13 protein-coding genes and 1 tRNA gene are annotated in these 17,128 nt (G+C 69.9%); 6 read left to right on the top strand and 8 right to left on the bottom strand.

All coding sequences use genetic code 11. The features are described 5' to 3' along the window. Positions 1 to 52: 52 nt before the first annotated feature. Positions 53 to 1,918, top strand: coding sequence for a Na+/H+ antiporter NhaA (gene nhaA, locus AB0B28_RS04595; RefSeq protein WP_360116427.1), 1,866 nt, complete (start codon positions 53 to 55; stop codon positions 1,916 to 1,918). Between the two features lie 56 nt (positions 1,919 to 1,974). Here the strand turns inward: nhaA and AB0B28_RS04590 are convergent, their stop codons facing one another. The 3 genes from AB0B28_RS04590 to AB0B28_RS04580 all read right to left on the bottom strand — a co-directional run bounded on the left by AB0B28_RS04590 (position 1,975) and on the right by AB0B28_RS04580 (position 5,311). Then, the gene (locus AB0B28_RS04590; RefSeq protein WP_360116424.1) at positions 1,975 to 2,454 is read right to left on the bottom strand and encodes a Rieske (2Fe-2S) protein; all 480 of its coding nucleotides are present in this window, start codon (positions 2,452 to 2,454) and stop codon (positions 1,975 to 1,977) included. A gap of 175 nt (positions 2,455 to 2,629) precedes the next feature. Next, positions 2,630 to 3,757: an acyl-CoA dehydrogenase family protein gene (locus AB0B28_RS04585; protein ID WP_360116421.1), complete on the bottom strand. Its 1,128-nt coding sequence runs from the start codon at positions 3,755 to 3,757 to the stop codon at positions 2,630 to 2,632. A 30-nt stretch (positions 3,758 to 3,787) separates the two neighbouring features. After that, positions 3,788 to 5,311 carry an acyl-CoA carboxylase subunit beta gene (locus tag AB0B28_RS04580; protein WP_360116418.1) on the bottom strand — a complete coding sequence of 508 codons (1,524 nt, stop codon included), beginning with the start codon at positions 5,309 to 5,311 and terminating at the stop codon, positions 3,788 to 3,790. A 317-nt stretch (positions 5,312 to 5,628) separates the two neighbouring features. Between AB0B28_RS04580 and AB0B28_RS04575 the strand changes: the two genes are divergently transcribed. Beyond that, a complete protein-coding gene (locus AB0B28_RS04575; RefSeq protein ID WP_360116415.1) occupies positions 5,629 to 7,743 on the top strand; it encodes an acyltransferase family protein in 2,115 nt (704 codons plus the stop codon). A 40-nt stretch (positions 7,744 to 7,783) separates the two neighbouring features. Here AB0B28_RS04575 and deoD read toward each other — a convergent pair whose 3' ends face one another. Next, positions 7,784 to 8,491 carry a purine-nucleoside phosphorylase gene (gene deoD, locus AB0B28_RS04570; protein WP_360116412.1) on the bottom strand — a complete coding sequence of 236 codons (708 nt, stop codon included), beginning with the start codon at positions 8,489 to 8,491 and terminating at the stop codon, positions 7,784 to 7,786. Between the two features lie 108 nt (positions 8,492 to 8,599). Between deoD and AB0B28_RS04565 the strand changes: the two genes are divergently transcribed. The 3 genes from AB0B28_RS04565 to AB0B28_RS04555 all read left to right on the top strand — a co-directional run bounded on the left by AB0B28_RS04565 (position 8,600) and on the right by AB0B28_RS04555 (position 10,715). Beyond that, positions 8,600 to 8,690 (top strand) — tRNA-Ser (locus tag AB0B28_RS04565). Positions 8,691 to 8,839: 149 nt separating this feature from the next. After that, positions 8,840 to 9,775, top strand: a complete 936-nt coding sequence (locus AB0B28_RS04560) for an endonuclease/exonuclease/phosphatase family protein (protein ID WP_360116409.1) — start codon at positions 8,840 to 8,842, stop codon at positions 9,773 to 9,775. 178 nt (positions 9,776 to 9,953) lie between these two features. Further along, positions 9,954 to 10,715: an ABC transporter ATP-binding protein gene (locus AB0B28_RS04555; RefSeq protein ID WP_360116928.1), complete on the top strand. Its 762-nt coding sequence runs from the start codon at positions 9,954 to 9,956 to the stop codon at positions 10,713 to 10,715. A gap of 188 nt (positions 10,716 to 10,903) precedes the next feature. Here the strand turns inward: AB0B28_RS04555 and AB0B28_RS04550 are convergent, their stop codons facing one another. Next, positions 10,904 to 13,339 (bottom strand): transglycosylase domain-containing protein, encoded by a 2,436-nt coding sequence (locus AB0B28_RS04550; protein ID WP_360116406.1) that lies wholly within the window; start codon positions 13,337 to 13,339, stop codon positions 10,904 to 10,906. A 344-nt stretch (positions 13,340 to 13,683) separates the two neighbouring features. On the opposite strand from AB0B28_RS04550, the gene AB0B28_RS04545 reads away from it, so the two are divergent. After that, positions 13,684 to 14,013: a WhiB family transcriptional regulator gene (locus AB0B28_RS04545; RefSeq protein WP_360116403.1), complete on the top strand. Its 330-nt coding sequence runs from the start codon at positions 13,684 to 13,686 to the stop codon at positions 14,011 to 14,013. 385 nt (positions 14,014 to 14,398) lie between these two features. Here AB0B28_RS04545 and AB0B28_RS04540 read toward each other — a convergent pair whose 3' ends face one another. From AB0B28_RS04540 to AB0B28_RS04530, 3 genes are read right to left on the bottom strand one after another with little or no spacing between them, the layout of a single operon-like run. After that, positions 14,399 to 15,520 (bottom strand): ArsA-related P-loop ATPase, encoded by a 1,122-nt coding sequence (locus tag AB0B28_RS04540; RefSeq protein WP_360116400.1) that lies wholly within the window; start codon positions 15,518 to 15,520, stop codon positions 14,399 to 14,401. Then, positions 15,510 to 16,490 (bottom strand): ArsA-related P-loop ATPase, encoded by a 981-nt coding sequence (locus tag AB0B28_RS04535; protein ID WP_360116397.1) that lies wholly within the window; start codon positions 16,488 to 16,490, stop codon positions 15,510 to 15,512. The genes AB0B28_RS04540 and AB0B28_RS04535 overlap by 11 nt, the downstream gene beginning before the upstream one ends. A gap of 14 nt (positions 16,491 to 16,504) precedes the next feature. Continuing rightward, positions 16,505 to 17,053: a hypothetical protein gene (locus AB0B28_RS04530; protein WP_360116394.1), complete on the bottom strand. Its 549-nt coding sequence runs from the start codon at positions 17,051 to 17,053 to the stop codon at positions 16,505 to 16,507. Between the last annotated feature and the right edge of the window lie 75 nt (positions 17,054 to 17,128).

The following is a 17,128-nucleotide window of genomic DNA, read 5'->3' as shown; positions in this document are numbered from 1 at the left end:
GCCGGGAAGTCTGGTCGGCGTCGATTCAGCGACCCGATCGGAGCCCGAGACCGTGCCCAGCTCGAAAGAACCCTGGAAATCCCCCATCTGGCGCTCGCGCCCCGCGTTCCTGTACTCCCAGCGCCCCATCGCCCGCTTCGTGGGCCGCCCCACCGCCGAATTCCTCAAGATCGAACCCGCCGCCGGGGTCGTCCTCGTCGCCTGCGCCGTGGTCGCGATGCTGTGGGCGAACTCCCCGTGGGCCGCGTCCTACGAGGCCGTGTGGGGCCTGGACATCACCTTCCGGTTCGGGGACTTCGAACTCCACCACACCCTCAAGGACTGGATCAACGACGCCCTCATGGCCGTGTTCTTCTTCGTCGTGGGCGTGGAGATCAAGAGCGAGATCGTCACCGGGCAGCTGCGCAGCATCCGCAACGCGGTCCCGCCCATCGCCGGCGCGATCGGCGGCATGGCCGTCCCCGCGCTCATCTTCGCCGCGTTCAACGCCGGCGGGCCTGGCGCGGGCGGCTGGGGCATCCCGATGGCCACCGACATCGCCTTCGCCGTGGGCGTCCTGGCGCTCTTCGGCTCCCGCATCCCTTCGGGCGCGAGGATCTTCCTCCTGACACTCGCCATTGTGGACGACCTCGGCGCGATCGCCGTCATCGCCGTGTTCTACACCGAACGGATCTCGATGCCCTGGCTCGCCGCCGCCGGGGCGCTCGTGCTCCTCGCGATCGCGCTGCGACTGCTCAACGTCTGGTCCGCGCCGGTCTACCTCGTCGTCGGCGTCGCCCTGTGGCTCGCCATGCTCGAATCGGGCGTCCACGCCACGATCGCCGGGGTCATCATGGGCCTCATCATCTCCGCGAAGCCCCTCCTGGATCCTGCGATCGCCCACGCCGAAGCCCAGGAGCTGGCCAAGGACGGCCTCACGACCGAGGAGACCGAGCGGCTCGTCAAGCTCACCCGCGACGCCGTCCCGCCCGCCGAGCGGCTCCAACACCAGAACCACCGGTTCTCCTCGTTCGTGGTCCTCCCGCTGTTCGCGCTGGCCAACGCCGGGGTCGCGCTCAGCGCCGACCTGTTCGCCACGGCCCTCTCGTCCAGCGTGACGCTGGGGATCGTGTTCGGCCTGGTGATCGGCAAACCGGTGGGGATCACGCTCGCCACGTGGCTCGTGGTCCGCCTCGGGCTCGGGCAGCTGCCGCGCGGCACGTCGTGGCCGCTCCTGGCGGCGGTCGGGATGGTGGCCGGGATCGGGTTCACCGTCGCGCTGTTCATCACCGAGCTCGCCTTCCGCGGCGGGGACGCCGCGCTGCTGACCGACGAGGGCAAGATCGGGGTGCTGGGCGCCTCGGTGGTCGCCGCGCTCCTCGGCGCGCTGGCCGTCCACCTCATCGCCCCGAAGGCCGCGGCTCAAGACGAGGCCGACAACGAAGGCCCGGCTCTGAAGGACGCCCAGGGCGCGGGGTTAGGCTTGGCTGACTGCTCTCACGAGCGACTCGAACCAAGGAGGGACGCCGCTTTGGCTCCGCAGAATCTCATGTCCCAGCCACCGGCGACGCAGCTGCCCGAGGACACCGAGGCCCGGAACTACCTCGACGAACACTCGCCGGAGGACACCGTCCGCCGCTTCCCGTGGTTCTGCGCGGCCTGGGCCCGCCTGGCCAAGAACGCCCTGGAGTCGGGCGACGACGTCGCCGCTTACGCCTACGCCCGCACCGGATACCACCGCGGCCTCGACCAACTGCGCCGCTCGGGCTGGAAGGGCCACGGCCCGATCCCCTGGGAGCACAAGCCCAACCGCGGCTTCCTCAAGTCCCTCCACCAGCTCTCCCGCTCCGCCGCCGCCATCGGCGAAGCCGACGAAGCCGCCCGCTGCGCCCAATTCCTGAGGGACTCCGACCCGGCAGCAGCCGACGCCCTCACCTGATAGGCAAACGCGAAGGCGGCCGGGAAGCTTTGCTTTCCGGCCGCCTTCGTCGTCTTTCACGCCAGGAAGATCTGGCCCTCCTCGACCGTGATGTCCACTTCGGACAGGCCAGTCTCGGCCGGGCCCTTCTCCAGCTCGCCTTCGAGCGAGAACTCCGAACCGTGGTTCGGGCACACGATGACGCCGCCCGCGTCCGGGGGGTTCACCGTCGTTCCCATGTGTGGGCACGCGGCCGAGAAGGCCAGGAACTCGTCCGCGTCCGGCTGCACCAGGACCGTGTCCGCCACGACGATCCCGCCGCCCAGCGGCACGTCCGCGGTCGCCGCCAACGGCGTCCCCCCGCCGTCCTGGTCGCCGTCGCCCTCCGAGGACGGGCCTGAATCCGTTGTGCCCGAGTCGGTCGGCTCGGCCGTGCCGCAGGCCGCCAAAGCGCCCGCCGCGCCCGCCCCCGCGAACGCGCACATCAGGCCCCGCCGCGAAGCGCGGTCGCCGAGCACACGCGCGGCCAGGTCGGTGCCGGTACTGCTGTCGGTCATCACTGAACTCCCTGCCTGGTAACGCACCACCGCCGGAAACGGCTTCCGCGGCGACGCTACTGCCGGAAAGCCGAGCTTGTCACGGTTCGGCTCGCGAACTCAAGAGTTTCAGTTGAAGTTTCCATAAAACACTGGGGGCCCGGCCACCCCAATGGCCGGGCCCCCAGAGCGACGCCTACAACCCGAGCGACCGCGCGATCAGCATGCGCTGCACCTCGTTCGTGCCCTCGCCGATCTCCAGCACCTTGCAGTCGCGCCACGCCCGCGCCACCGGCGTCTCGTTCATGAACCCGTACCCGCCGAAGATCTGGGTCGCGTCCCGCGCGTTCTCCACCGCCGCCTGCGACGCGTGCAGCTTCGCCAAAGCCGCGTCGGTCCCGAACGGCTCGCCCGCGTCGGCCTTCAACGCCGCGTCCTGCCACGCCAGACGCGACGTGTGGGCGCGAAGCCGCATGTCCGCCAACATGAACGCGATCGCCTGGTTGGCCACGATCGGCCGCCCGAACGCCTCGCGCTCCTTCGCGTGCGCCACCGACTCGTCCAGGCACCCCTGCGCCGACCCGGTCGCCAGCGCCGCGATCGCGACCCGGCCGGAGTCGAGCAGCTCCAGGAACTGCACGAAGCCCCTGCCGCGCTGGCCGATGAGGTTGGCCTCGGGGACGCGGCAGTTGTCGAAGTAGACCGGACGCGTGTCGGAGGCCCGCCAGCCCACTTTGGAGTACTCGGGGCCGATCTCGAGCCCGGGCGTGCCGGGTTCGACGGCGATGCAGGAGACTTCGCCGGGTCCGGTCTGGGCGGTGGTGATGATCAGGTCGGTCATCTCGGTGCCGGCGTTGGTGATGAAGCACTTGGCGCCGTCGATGATCCACTCGCCGTTCTCAAGGCGCGCTTTGGTGTCGGTGTGCCCGGCGTCGGTGCCGCCGCCCGGTTCGGTGAGCGCGAACGCGCACAGGCCCTCGCCGGCGGCCAGGCGCGGGAGCCAGCGGGCCTGCTGCTCGGGCGTGCCGTAGCGCGACAGGCCCTCGGCGCCGAGGGTCACGGAGGCCTCGACGGTGACGGCCACCGAGGAGTCGATGCGGGCGATCTCCTCCAGGGCCAGGCCGAGCATGAACAGCCCGGCGCCGCTGCCGCCGTGCTCCTCGGGCAGCGTGACGCCGAAGACGCCGAGCTTGCCGAGGTCGCGCACGAGCTGGGCGGGGAATTCACCTCGCTCGTAGAAGTCGCCGATGACCGGCTTGATCTGTTCTTCAGCGAATTCGCGCACTGCGGCGGCGAACTCGGTCTGCTCGACGTCGAGTTTCATGTCTGCTCCCTGGTCAGGTCGCTGTGGCGACTACACCGGTGTGATCGGGTGCCTGCGGTCGGCGAACCGGCGATCCTTGTGGGTCAGCCGGCGGTATCGGGCGATGAGGTCATCGCGGAGTTCCTCGGGCGCGAGGATGTCGTCGACCACGAGTTCGCCCGCGAGGCGGCGCAGGTCGACGTCGGCTTCGTATTCGGCGCGGCGGTCGGCCACGAACTGCTCGCGGGCGGCCGGGTCCTCGATGGCGGCGATCTTGTTGGCGTACACGGCGTTGACGGCCGCTTCGGCGCCCATGACGGCGATGCGCGCGCTCGGCAGGGCCAGCACGGCGTCGGAGCCGAACGCGGGCCCGGCCATGGCGTAGAGCCCCGCGCCGTAGGCCTTTCGGACCACGACGCAGATCTTGGGGACGGTGGCCTCGGCCATGTTGGCGATCATCTTGGCGCCGTGGCGGATGATGCCGCCGTGCTCGACCGCGGAGCCGACCATGAACCCGGGGACGTCGGCGAGGAACAGCAGCGGCACGTTGAAGGCGTCGCAAGTGGACATGAAGCGGGAGGCCTTGTCGGCCGAGTCGGAGAACAGGACCCCGCCGCGGACCGCGGAGTTGTTAGCCACGATGCCGACCGGGCGCCCGTCGAGGCGCGCGAACGCGGTGATGAGTTCCCCGGCCCACCGGGCCTGCACTTCGAGGACCGACCCTTGGTCTACCACGCCGTCGATGAAGTCGTGCATGTCGAACGGCGCGGACTCGCTGGGCGGGATCACTTCGGAAAGGTCGACCGGCAGCGGCGGGCGGGCCGCGCGCACCGGCGCGGGCTGCGTCCAGTTCGAGGGCAGGTAGGAGAGCCAGCGGCGCACGTCGGCGATCGCCTCGTCCTCGTTGCGGCACAGGAAGTGCCCGACACCGGACTGCTCGGTGTGGACGCGGGCCCCGCCCATGTCCTCCAATGTGGTCTTCTCGCCGGTGACCATCTCGACCATGCGGGGGCTGCCGAGGTACATCGAGGCGTTGCCGTCGACCATCGCCACGATGTCGCAGAACGCCGGGATGTACGCCCCGCCCGCCGCCGAAGGCCCGAACAGCGCGCAGGCCTGCGGGATCTGCCCCGAGGCACGGACCTGCTCGTGGAAGATCCGGCCCGCGCCCCGGCGGCCGGGGAACAGCTGCACCTGGTCGGTGATGCGCGCGCCCGCCGAGTCCACGAGGTAGACGATCGGGTGCTTTTCGACCTGGGCCGCTTCGATGGTGCGGATGATCTTCTCCACCGTGCGCGCGCCCCAGGACCCGGCCTTGACGGTGGAGTCGTTGGCGACCAGGCGGATCGGACGCCCCTGCACGGTGGCCGAGCCGACCACCACGCCGTCGGCCGGGAGCGTCGGGTCCGGGTTGGCCCACAGGGCGTCCTCGCGGAACGAGTCGGGGTCGCACAGGCGCCTGATGCGCTCGCGGGCGTGGTACTTGCCCGCGGCGGCCGCCGCCTGGTGGTACTTCTCGGCCCCGCCGCGCTCGATGCGCGCCCGTTCGGCCGGGTAGTCCCCGCTGAAGTCCACGGCGCCGCCCTCCTCGCCCCTCGACCCGTCCCTTAACGATCGTTAAGGCACCGTAATCCTGGCATGTGGAACGCCACCCTGTCAACGCATCCGCCGCACCCGCGAATTCGGTGAATGCCGAGCCTCCTCCGCGCCCGAAACCGACCCGAGACCGCCCCGACGCATGACCGTTCCCTCCCGCGCGCGCACCCTTCGGGCGATCCCGACCCCGAATTCACCCGCCGACCATTCCCAGTAGGCAATTGACCAGCGATTCCATGCCTTCTAGGCTCGACGCTGAATCCCCACCCCGCGCCCCCCGTCACGCTCGGAGACACATGAGCGCCACCGCCACCACGGCAGGCCCCGAACCGGCACGACCCGACAGCGCACCACCCCCCGCGCCCGCGATCACCCGCCCGCCCCGGCTCCGCGAGATCGACGGCCTCCGGGGCCTGGCCATCGCCGTCATCGCCGTCTACCACATCTGGTTCGACCGCGTCTCCGGCGGCGTCGACGTCTTCCTGCTCATGTCCGGCTTCTTCATCACCGCCGGGTTCCTGCGCTCGGCCGACCAAGGCCGCCCCCTCGGCCTGAGCGCCTACGCCGCCCGCATCGTGCGCCGCATCTTCCCGCCCGCGCTCATCGTGGCCGCCGCGATGGTCCTCATGACGCTCCTGTGGCTGCCCCGCGCCACCTGGGACCAGCAGCTCGGCGACATCCTCGCCTCCGCGCTCTACTACGGCAACTGGCACCTGGCCGCGAACTCGGTCGACTACCTCTCCTCCAACAACGGCGCCAGCATCATCCAGCACTACTGGTCCCTCGGCGTCCAAGCCCAGTTCTACGTGCTGTGGCCGCTCCTCATCGCCGCCGTGCTGTGGGCCGCCAGGCGCGCCGGGCTCTCCCCGATGCGCGCCGTCGCCGCCGTCCTCCTGGCCGTCTTCGCCGTCTCGTTCGCCTTCGCGCTCTGGGAGACCGCGACCAACCAGGCCTACGCCTACTTCGACACCCGCGCCCGCATCTGGCAGTTCGCCGCCGGCGGCCTCCTCGCCCTCGCCCTGCGTCCCACCGCCAGGGCCTGGACCCGCCACCTCCGCGGGCCGCTCCCCGCGCTCCTCGGCTGGGCCGGCGTCGCGGTCCTGGTCCTCGGCGGCGCCGTCCTCGAATCCACCGCGTTCCCCGGCTGGGCCGCGCTCGCCCCCGTCACCGGCGCGGCCGCCGTCGTCCTCGCCGCCACCGCCGCGCCCGGCACCGGCGCCGGGCGCCTGCTCAACACCTGGCCCCTCCAGCGCCTCGGGGACCTCTCCTACACCCTCTACCTGTGGCACTGGCCGATCCTGGTCTGCTACCTCGTGACCACCGACCGCGACACGGCCACCCTCGGCGGCGGTCTCGCCATCCTCGCCGTCTCCACCGCCCTCGCCGCCGCCACCCACTGGGCCCTCGAACGCCGCCTGCCCGCCTCGGGCCTGGGCCAGAAGACCGTCCCCGGCGGCCTCGCCCTCGGCGCCGCCGCCCTCGCCGTCACCCTCACCGCCGTCTGGGCCATGTCCGCCTACGTCTCCGGCGAGCGCGACCGCCTCGACCCGGCAGCCGCCGACCCCGCCGACCACCCCGGCGCGGCCGCTCTGGCCGGGGACGCTTTGGTGACCGACGCCGATTTCATCCCCTCCACGATCGACGCGGCCGACGACCGCGACCCGTCGCTGTCGTACGCGTGCAACCAGACGATGGAAGGTTACGAGCCGATCCGCTGCGATTTCTTGGGCGGCGAGCGCGTCTCGGGGGAGGAGGCCGAGGACGCCGAAGCGGAGGCCGAGGCCACGGTCGTGATGTTCGGCGGCTCCAAGATCTGGCAGTGGCTGCCCGCGATGGCGCAGGTCGCGGCCGAGAACGACTGGCACCTGGTCACGTACGTCAAGAACGCGTGCATCCCCACCAGCGACCAGCCCGACACCGGCGAGGAGCGCTACCTCTCCTGCGACGTGTGGAACGACGCCGTGGTCGACCAGATCGACCGACTCGCCCCCGACCTGGTGTTCACCTACGGTTCGCGGATCGGCTACGAAGTCGAGGAGACCTTCCCCGACTACACCGAGCGCTACGAGGAGCTGCTGGCGACCGGCGCGGAGGTCGTGGCCGTGAGGGACACCCCGAGCCCCCGGTTCGACGTGCCCACGTGCGTCGACGTGCACGGCGCCGACGACCCCGAGTGCAGCGTCGACCGCGGCGAGTACTTCGAGGAGGGCACCTTCGCCGACCTGGCGGTCCCCGAAGGGGTCGCCAAGATCGACCTCACCGACTACATCTGCACGGCCGTGACCTGCCCGCCCGTGGTCGGCAACGTCCTGGTCTACCGCGACGACGCGCATTTGACGAACACGTACGCGGCCACGCTCGCGCCCTACCTCGAAGCCGAGCTCGAAGCGGCCGGCGTGCTCGCCGAGTAGCGGGAAGGCCCGGCCGACCGGCCGGGCCTTCCCTTGCGTCCTAAGCGGTCACGGTGTCGAGCGCGATCTCGACCATCTCGGAGAACGACTCCTGCCGGTCGGCCGCGGGCAGCTCGGTGCCCTTGAGGATGTGGTCGGAGATCGTGCACAGCGCCAGAGCGCGGGCCTTGAACTTCGCGGCGAGCGTGTAGATCGCCGCGGCCTCCATCTCGATGGCGAGGATGCCGTACTCGGCGAGCTTCGCCTCGACCTCGGGGGCGTCGGTGTAGAACGTGTCCGAGGAGTACAGCTGGCCCACGTGCAGGTCGATCCCGCGCGCGGCCGCGGCGTCCACGGCCCCGCGCAGCAGGTCGAAGTCGGCCACGGGCGCGAAGTCGACGACCCCGGAGAAGCGGATGCGGTTCATCGAGGAGTTGGTGGACGCCCCGATCCCGGCGACCACGTCGCGCAGTTCTATCCGATCGTGGATGGCCCCGGCCGAGCCGACGCGCACCACGGTCTTGACGCCGTAGACGTCCAAGAGCTCGTGCACGTAGATCGAGGCCGACGGCTGGCCCATCCCGGTGCCCTGGACCGACACCCGCTTGCCCTTGTACGTGCCGGTGTAGCCGTACATGTTCCTGACCTCGGTGTAGCACTCGGCGTCGGTCAGGAAGTTCTCGGCGATCCACTTGGCCCGCAGCGGGTCCCCGGGAAGGAGGACGCTCTCGGCGATGTCGCCCGGCTTGGCGGAGATATGCGCAGTCATGACGCCAGCCTCTCATAAACATCCCATGTATTTGCGGCAACCGGCTGTGAGGTGGATCGCCGCACCCCGTTCGCGCCCCCGCCACCGGGATCCGGTAACCTTCTCCGCGGTGGCGTGTCCGAGCGGCCGAAGGAGCTCGCCTCGAAAGCGAGTGTTGGGTAACCCTCAACCGTGGGTTCAAATCCCACCGCCACCGCCAGCGAACGAACGCCGGGTCTCTCGCAGGCCCGGCGTTCGCCGTTCCTGGCGACATGCGGCTAACCTGGCCGAACCGCGCGAGCGCCGCCCCGAACCGGCACCTGAGGGCAGGCCCCGCGGCAGTCGCCGAACCACGACGAAGGGCAGCGGGTGCGCAGCAACTCCACCAGCGGAAAGATCTTCAGCGGCGCGCTGATCGCCCTCTCGGCGCTCCTGGCCGCGATCCTGCTCCTGCACCGGTTCATCCCCAACCGCTGGTTCAACCTCGGCAGCCTCATCGAGACGTTCCTGCCCTGGTTCGGCCTGGCCATCCCCCTGCTCCTGGTCCTGGCCGCGATCCGCCGCCGCCCCCTGGCGATCGTGTGCGCACTGGTCCCGGCCGCCGTGTGGCTCTACATGTTCGCCGGGCTCATCCCCGACAAGCACGTCGGCGACGGCGACTTCCGCGTCCTCGCCCACAACGTCAACGCCGAGAACACCGAGACCGAGGCCACGGCCGACGCGCTCCTGGCCGCCGACCCCGACGTGATCGTGCTGGTCGAACTCACCGAGGACCAGCGGTACGAGTGGAGCGAGGCGCTCTCGGCCCAGTACCCGTACTCGGTCTCCTACGGCACGGTCGCCATGTGGTCGGCCTACCCCGTGACCGCCTCGAACGAGGTCGACCTGGGCCTCGGCTGGCCCCGCGCCTTCCGCGCCGCCGTCGACATCGAGGGGCAGCCCGTCGCCTTCTACGTCGCCCACCTGCTCTCGGTGCGCGTCAACACCGAGGGCTTCACCTCTGTGCAGCGCAACGAGACCGCCCGGCTCCTGGGCGAGGCGATTTCGGACGAGGACCTCGACCGCGTGGTCCTCGCCGGGGACCTCAACGGCACCGTCCAGGACCGCGCGCTCGCTGACATCACGTTCCAGCTCGAGTCCGCGCACGCCACCGCCGGGAAGGGCTTCGGGTTCACCTGGCCCGCCGACACCCCGATGGCCCGCATCGACCAGATCCTCTACCGCGGCTTGAAGGCGACCGGCTCGGACGTCCTCGACGCCACCGCCTCCGACCACCGACCCGTCCAGGCCGACTTCTCGTTCTGAGGCGTGCAACCTCGCGGGCCGCTCCAGGCGTCTTGCAGACGTGACCGAAGACGACGCCACCTTGATCCTCCCGGCCGTGACCGACGCCGACCCCGGCGACACGGCTGTGTTCGCGCGGGTCGCGGACGCCGCGCCGCGTGAGAGCGGGCACGCCCTGATCGAGCTGGACGGGGTCGGCATGACCTACGCCGGACCGCCGCCGGTCGAGGCCCTCAAACCAGTCGAGCTGCGCATCGGTGACGGCGAGTACGTCGCGATCGTGGGCCCCTCTGGCTCGGGCAAGTCGACCCTGCTCAACCTCCTGGGCCTGCTCGACACCCCCACCTCGGGCACCTACTGGCTCGACGGCCACGACACCTCGAAGATGAAGGAAGCCCACCGCACCCAACTGCGGGCGAACAAGATCGGGTTCATCTTCCAGTCGTTCCACCTCATGGCCCACCGCACCGCCACCGAGAACGTGGCCATGTCCCTGGTCTACCAAGGCATCCCGCGACGAAAAAGGCGCCAGATCGCCCGCGAGAAACTCGAACTCGTCGGGCTCTCCCACCGCCTCGACGCGCTCCCCACCACCCTCTCCGGTGGTGAACGCCAAAGAGTGGCGATCGCCCGCGCCCTCGCGGCCGACCCCAGCCTGCTGCTGTGCGACGAGCCCACCGGCAACCTCGACTCCAAGACCGCCGACGCGATCATGACGACCTTGGACGAACTCCACTCCGAAGGCCTGACCATCCTCATCATCACCCACGACCACGAGGTCGCCGAACGAGCCGAAAGAGCCGTCACCATCCGCGACGGCAGCCTCCGCGAAGGCAACCACCTGCACGACGACCACCACCGCGAGGCCACCCCGACCGACCGCCCGGACCCTGACACGGTGGTCATGCAGGCGGCCCCGACGATGGTGCAGCCGTTGCCGAACGCGCAGCGCAACACCTGAGGTGAAGACGTTCCGGGGCGCTGACCCGGGACCACTGGGGCACTGATTCCTCCCGATGACCATGCCACCCAGTGGCGAGCGGGCCCGCGCCGAAAGGCGCGGGCCCGCTTGTCGTCGTGCTGAAACGAAACCGTCCGCCGCCACCCGATGTCGCGCGGGCGGCGGCGGACGAGCTGTGGTCCGGGCTGCTAGTCCCGGTCGGGCGGCGGCGATTCGCCGTCCTCGTCTTCGTCCTCTTCGTCCTCGTCCTTGTAGTCCGAGCCGTTCGAGATGAGGATCCAGATCGGGCTGCCCTTGGGAGCCGAGCCGGTCATCGAGGTCGTGGCCGCCTCGCCCTCCTTGCAGTCGGAGTCGAACTTCCCGGGCGCGATGGAGACCTCGAAGCCGGCGTTCGCGACCTTGGAGCGGGCCGAGTCGGGGTCCATGCACTTGACCGAGGGGATCGAGACGAGGTTCTCGCCGTTGACCACCTTGTCCTTGGGCGCGGGCCAGTCGGCCTTGTCGAGGTCCTTGACCGCGGCCTTGAGGACCTTCACCCCGGTCTGGCGCACCTGGTCGTGGAAGTTCCGGGCCAGGTTGTCGTGCGAGGAGTTGTCGGGGTCGCCCACGAACGTGGCCGTGGTGGCGTTCGGGGTCGAGGCGATGAACCAGTAGGAGCGGTCGGAGTCGGCGGTGCCGGTCTTGCCCATGATCGGGCGGCCGAAGTCGTCGGCCTCGCGGGCGGTGCCGCCGACGCACTGGGTGCGGTCGGCCGAGTCGTACACCGGGCAGTGGGCCGCGCTGACTGCCGCGTAGGCCACGTTCTTGTCGATGGCCTGGTCGCACTTGGGTTCGGCTGCCGCCGACCAGTCGGACCCGTCGCCGCCGTTGATCTGGAGCACCGGCATCGGCTCGCAGTGGAGCCCGCCGGCCGCGACGGTCGCGTAGGCCTCGGCCATGTCCAGCGGGGTCGTGGTGTCGCCCATGCCGAGGGTGAACACGCCGTACTTGTCGAGGCGGTCGCGGTTCTGGTCGACGCCGCTGCCGGGGTAGAACGTGACCCCGAGGCGCTCGGCCATCTCGACGGCCTTGGAGGTCCCGACCATCTGCTGGAGCTGCGCGAACGCGGTGTTGGAGGACTTGCCGAACATGCCCCACATGTTCAGGGGCGCACCGGAGGCGTAGGCGCCGTCGTTGGAGGGACACCAGTGCTTGACGTTGTCGCTGGCGTTGCCCACGTACCCGCCGCACGCGGAAGGATCGTTGCCGCTGGTCAGGTACATGGTCGTGTACTGGTACGGCGAGGGCAGCGTGGTCTTGAGCGGGTACCCGGCCTCGAGCGCGGCGAGCATGGTGAACATCTTGAACGTCGACCCGGCCGGGAAGCCCGAGGACTGCTCGTTGCCGCTGAGCAGCGGGATCGTGGTGTTCGGATAGCTCGACTCGATGTCGTCCCGGCCGTCGGTGCGCGGCCCGTTGTGGGTGAGGTCGAGGCTGTAGACGCGGTTGACGGCCATCGAGCGGATGTGCCCGGTGCCGGGCGTGATGGTGACCGCGCCGAGCGCGCGCGGGTCGTCGTCGTCGATCTTGTCGTGGATCGCGTCCATGGCCTTGGCCTGGAGGTCGGGGTCGAGGCTGGTCACGATCTGGAACCCGCCGCGCTTGAGGAGGCTGATGCGGTCGCGGGGGGTCTCGCCGAAGGCCTCCTGCTTGCTCCACCAGTCCTTGAAGTAGTCGCAGAAGAAGCCCCAGTCGGCGATCGCGACGTCGACGCATTCGCTGCGGACCGGGCGGGGGTTCAGGCCCAGGGGCTGCTCCTTGGCCTCGTCGGCCTCGGCCTGGGTGATGTAGTCGAGGCTGGCCATGCGGTCGAGGACCCAGTCGCGGCGGTCGATGATCTCGGTGTCGTCGCCCTCGCCGTCGAGGAGGCCGTCGGCGTAGGAGGGGAACTTCGGCAGCGACGCGAGGGTCGCCGCCTCCCACAGCTCCAGTTCGCCCGGGCCCTTGTCGAAGTAGGTGTAGGACCCCGAGTGCACCCCGTAGGCCTGGTTGCCGAGGTAGATCACGTTGAGGTAGCCCTCGAGAATCTCCTCTTTGGACATCGAGTCCTCGATGGCCATCGCGAACCGCGCTTCTCGCAGCTTTCGGTCGTACGTGTCCTCGGACGCTTCGATCACGTCGTCGATGGTTGAAGCCGAGTAGATCAGGGTATTGCGAACGAACTGCATGGTGAGGGTCGAGGCGCCCTGCGAGTCACCGCCCTGGTTCGCCACCGCGGCCCGGATGATCCCGGCCCAGTCGACCCCGTTGTGCTCGTAGAACTTCGAGTCTTCGGCGGCGAGCAGCGCGTCGATCATGAGGGGGGAGACCTCGTCGAGCGTGACTTCGCGTCGGTTCTCCTCGTAGAAGGAGGTGATGAGCGTTTCGCCGTCCGAGGCGTACACATAGGACGTCTGCGGCAGGGCCGACTTGGTCAGTTCCGTAGGCAGCGACTCGAAAGACTGAATGCCGTTCTCGGCCGCCAGCCCGAAGAGCCCGGCGAGGGGGAATGCGGCGGCGGCCGCGAGAATCCCGGCGAGGATGCCGCTGACGAGTAGGGCTAGGGCGCCCCCCAGGGGACTCCGGTCGCGTTTCAAGGTCTCCACCGCCTCAGATTAGAACGTGCGTCGGGAACCGCTGGAGTTGCTACGGCCAAGTACCAACGGTTGGCCCGCGACCTGCGCGGGGACCGAGGCCCGCCATTCATACGCCGCGAGCCGGGAGGGGAGGTGCCCTCGTATCGGAATCGTTATCATCGCGAGCTGCCATCGCGTGATGAACCGTAGGGGTGAAGCCGTCCCGTGGCGTCCGATTTTCGTCTCGGAGAGTAGTCAAACCCTTACAAGAGGTGTAGGGTCCGTTCTGACGGCGACTTTAAGTGATCGAGAGGTCACTCGAATGTAGTCGTCGGGGGGTATGAAGGGGAAGATCTCACGGGGAGGTCATGCGGATGGGACTGCTGATCGACTGGACGACCAAGGCGTTGTGTCAGGAAGGTGATCCTGATGCTTTGTTCGTGCAAGGCGCAGAGCAGAACAATGCGAAGAAGGTATGCCGCGGCTGCCCGGTCAGGCTTGAATGCCTCGCCGACGCACTCGACAACCGCATCGAATTCGGTGTCTGGGGCGGCATGACCGAGCGGGAGCGGAGGGCACTGCTGCGCAAACACGCCGACGTCCGTTCCTGGCGAGCGGTCTTCGAGGTCGCACTGGAAGAAGAGCAGCGAAGCGCCCGCAAGGGCAGTCGGCGCCGGATCCCGGTGAACGTAATGAACTACTGACCGGCACACCGCACACCAGCGGAAAAGTCAGACCACCGCGCCCGAGACGGCAAAAGCCGTCCGGGCGCGTTTTCCATGCCCGCCGAAAACCTTCCCGCACGCCACCAGGCAAAATAACAAACACTCACAAAGTTATCCACAGGGGAAAAATAATCCTTGGCAACCCTTGACGGACATGTGATTGTTAGTAGATAAAAACGTCTGATGTCGCCGGTGGTGGTGGAAGTGCGAATCAGGGGTACCGGTTCTGGCAGGACCGGCGGAGAAGTGGGAATCTCCGGAGCCGCCGTCAAGTCCGAGCGCGGTGGCCACCGCGCTCGGCTCCTGCCAGGACACCTCGCGAGGAAGATCGCGGGCGGATCGCAACCAGCGATCCGCCCGCACCTCACACCTCGCCCGCCGCCACTGCACCGAACGCTCGCAGATCGTCCAAATCCACGACCTCGACGCCCAACGACGGCAACCACCGCTGCGGCACCGCCGGGCAGGCAGCCGTGTACCGCACCGCAACCCGCTCCTCGGCGGCCCGCCGCCGGGCCAGGTCCGCGTGCGTGCGCAGCACCGCCGCCACCGGGTCCTCAGCGTCGGCCTCCTCCAACGTCGCCGCCGCGCCCAGGGCCCGCTCGGCCGACAGGTCCGCCGCGAGCGGGGTCAGGCGGTTGAGGATCATCCCGTCCAGCGGCATGTGCTCCTCGGTGAGCCGCCGCGTGAAGTACACCGCCTCGCCCACCGCCGCCGGCTCGGGCGCCGCGATCACCAGGAACGAGGTCTGGTCGTCTTGCAAGGCCCGGAACGTGGCCTCGGCCCGCTTGCGGAACCCGCCGAACGTGTCCTCCAGACTCGCCGTGAACTCGGCGACGTCAGTGAGCAGATGCCCCCCGAGGACCTTGTTGAACACCCGCGTGAACACCGCCGCGCTGGCCCCCATCAGCGACAGCATCGAACGGCGCGCCCCTGGAGTCGAGGCCGACAGCAGCCGGATCACCCGCCCGTCCAAAAGCCGCGCCAACCGGGCCGGGGCGTCCAGGAAGTCCAGGGCCGACCGCGACGGCGGCGTGTCGAGCACGATCAGGTCCCACTCGCCCGTCGCCCGCAACTGCCCGAGCTTCTCCATCGCCATGTACTCCTGCGTGCCCGAAAAAGTCGAGGACACGGCCTGGTAGAACGGGTTCGCGAAGATCTCCGCGGCCCGGTCCTCGGTCGTGTGCGAGGCCACGACCTCGTCGAACGTGCGCTTCATGTCGAGCATCATCGCGTCGAGCGAACCGGCCCGGACCCCCTCGACCGGCCGCGGGGTGTTGTCCAGGGCCTCCATGCCCAGCGACTGCGCGAGGCGGCGGGCCGGGTCGATCGTCAAGACCACCGCGCTGCGCCCGTGGGCCTCGGCCGCGCGCAGCGCGAGCGCGGCCGCCGTCGTCGTCTTGCCCACGCCTCCCGAACCGCAGCACGCGATCACGTGCTTCTCGGCGTTGCCCAACAGGGCGTCGACGTCGAGTTCAGGATGCATCGCGGGTCTCCTCGACGGGGCGGCGCCCGCCGGGGCGCAGGGTGCGGGCGAGCTGGTAGAGACCCGACAGGTCCACACCCTCGGGCAGCAGGGGCAGTTCCTCGACGGGGCGGCCGAGCCGTTCGAGCCGGTCACGATAGGCGTCCACCGCCTCGATCTCGGCACGGGCCGCCGCGTACTCGCTGTGCAAGCCCTCGGCCAGACCGGCCTCGCCGCTCAATCCCGCGCGGGCCAGGCCCGCGGCGATCTCCTCGGCGGTCACATCAGCGGTCTTCGCGCCCGCGACCTTGTTGAGGATGACCCGCCCCACCGGCAGGTCCGCGGCCATGAGCTCCTTGAACGCGTCCTTGGTCTCCTGGACCGGCATCGCCGCCGGGGTCGTCACCAGGTGCACCGCCGTCAGCGACGAGTGCAGCATCCGCGCCACCGAACGCGAGTGCTTCCCGATCGGCCCGGTCTTGGCGAGCCGCCCGCTCTCGACCGTGACGTTGAGGAACTTCACCACTCGCCCCGTGGGCGGCGCGTCCAGGACCACCGCGTCATAGGCCATCCGCCCCGACTCGGTCCGCGAGACCGCCTCCTTGAGCTTCCCGGTCAGCAGGATGTCCCGCAGCCCCGGCGCGATCGTGGTCGCGAAGTCGATCGCCCCGAACTTCTGGAGGACCTTCCCGGCCGACCCGAGCCGGTAGAACATCGTCAGGTAATCCAGCAGCGCCTCGTCGGCGTCCACCGACTGCCCGAACACCTCCCCGCCGTCGAGCCCGGCGGCCAGGTGCCGCTCCTCGTAACCCAGCGACGGAGCGTCGAACAGCGGCGCGATCCCTTGGCGCCCTTCAACCTCGACCAACAGCACCCGCCTGCCCGCACCGGCCAGCGACAACGCCAGGGCCGCGGCCACGGAGGTCTTCCCGGTGCCGCCCTTCCCGGTGACGATGTGCAGACGCGAAGCGTTCGGGGCAAGGGCACTCATTCATCGGAGTCTAATCAACCCGCGGCGATGCCGCAGATGAGCCATTGCGGCTGGCCCGGTTCGGCGACGAGCGCGAACTCCCACGTGGCGGGCGCCGCATCCGAGCCGCTGACGCTGATGTCCGCGGTGACCGTGGCCGCCCCGACCGAGCGGCCCGTCTCGGTGATCGCGCCCCATTCGAGGTCCTCGGCGTCGTCGGCGATCGCCGCGACCGCCTCGCTCAGATCGCGGTCGGCCTTCTCCGCGCACAGCCACGCGGCCGCCGCCGAGGCGTCGCGCTGGTCCAGAAGCGCTTCGAGGAACGCGTCCACGGTGTCCGCGGGCGAATCGGGCGAGTCGGTGACCTCGACGAACAGCCGGGTCGCGCCCAGCACCAAGGCCACGCAGAACGCGATCGCGGCGGCGACGATGAGGACGGTCCAACCCCGGCCCCCGCGGCGTGACGCGGGCTCGGGCGGCGGTTCGGAGGCCCCGGCGGTCCCGGCGCTCTGCCGGTCCTGGCGCGGCACTGCCGCGGGCCGCTCCGGGGTCTCGGGCGGCGTGGCGGTGGTGTCTGTCGACACGGGTGCTCCCTGGTGCGATGTTGCGACCTGGCGGCCGCGGGACTACGGGGAGGCGACGCAACTCTGAGCGTAGCG

It is taken from the genome of Glycomyces sp. NPDC046736 (assembly GCF_040645615.1).
Taxonomy (GTDB): domain Bacteria; phylum Actinomycetota; class Actinomycetes; order Mycobacteriales; family Micromonosporaceae; genus Glycomyces.
The sequence above is the reverse complement of the archived record's forward strand: the minus strand, read 5'-3'. Positions and strand labels throughout refer to the sequence as shown.